This is a genomic window from Wenzhouxiangella sp. YN1 (assembly GCF_056324145.1).
Genome location: NZ_JBJNIO010000092.1, coordinates 1 through 1,126 on the forward strand (window position 1 = coordinate 1; position 1,126 = coordinate 1,126).

The following is a 1,126-nucleotide window of genomic DNA, read 5'->3' on the forward strand; positions in this document are numbered from 1 at the left end:
CGCGCAAGGAAAAGGCGCTGGCCGAGACGGCGGCCTTGCTCACCTTGTCAAAAAAAGCCCGGGCGATCTGGGGGGACGGAGAGGACGAATGATCAGCACCCCGGATCGCCATAAAGCTGTTGAGCTGATCGACGAGGCCCGAGCCGCCGGCGCGCGCCTGAAGCCCGCTTGCCGCGCACTGGGTATCACGGCCCGTACCTATCAGCGCTGGACGACGGGTGGCAGTGTCCGCGCCGACCGGCGGCCGGAAGCGGCTCGTCCGCTGCCGTCCCATGCGCTGACTGAGGAGGAGCGGCAGGCCATCGTGGCCGCCTGCAACGAGCCCGAACACGCCTCCATGCCGCCGGGCCAGATCGTGCCGAAGCTGGCGGACGAAGGCCGCTACCTGGCCTCGGAGTCGAGCTTTTACCGTGTGTTGAATGACGAGAACCAGCAGCATCATCGCGGGCGCGCCAAGCCAGCCCGAGTGCCCCGGCCGCCGGCGACGCATCGCGCCGATGCATCCAACACCGTTTGGTGCTGGGACATCACCTGGTTGCCAGCCGCCGTCCGCGGCCGCTTCTTCTTCCTGTATCTGGTCATGGACCTGTTCAGTCGCAAGATCGTGGGCTGGGAAGTACACGAGAACGAGAGCGCCGTGCACTCCAGCGACCTGGTCCAGCGCACCGTCTGGAAGGAGGGCTGTACCGGAAAGACGCTGGTGCTGCACGGTGACAACGGCAGCCCAATCAAAGGCCAGACGGTGCAGGTCATGCTCGGCAAGCTCGGGATCACCGCTTCGTTCAGCCGACCGCGGGTCAGCGACGACAACGCGTTCGTCGAATCGCTGTTCAGGACCTGCAAATACGTGCCGCACTTCCCCAAGACTGGCTTTGCCTCGCTCGAGGCCGCGCGCGAGTGGGTGCGTGAGTTCGTCGACTGGTACAACCATCAGCACAAGCATCGCGGCATCAACTATGTCACCCCGCACCAGCGCCACACTGGACAGGACATCGAGATCCTGGCCAAGCGGCACGCCGTCTACCAGGCGGCACGAGACCAGCACCCACAGCGCTGGAGCGGAGATACTCGGAACTGGTCACCGGTCGGAACCGTCTGGCTGAACCCGGAGAAGGCAGAGCAGCCG

The 1,126-nt window shown here is 65.5% G+C and carries 1 protein-coding gene; it reads left to right on the plus strand.

What is annotated here, in order from left to right; translation table 11 throughout:
* Window positions 1-88 precede the first annotated feature (88 nt).
* A partial coding sequence (locus tag ACEWQZ_RS01725; RefSeq protein WP_476481344.1) for an IS3 family transposase occupies window positions 89-1,126 on the plus strand: 1,038 nt, incomplete at its 3' end.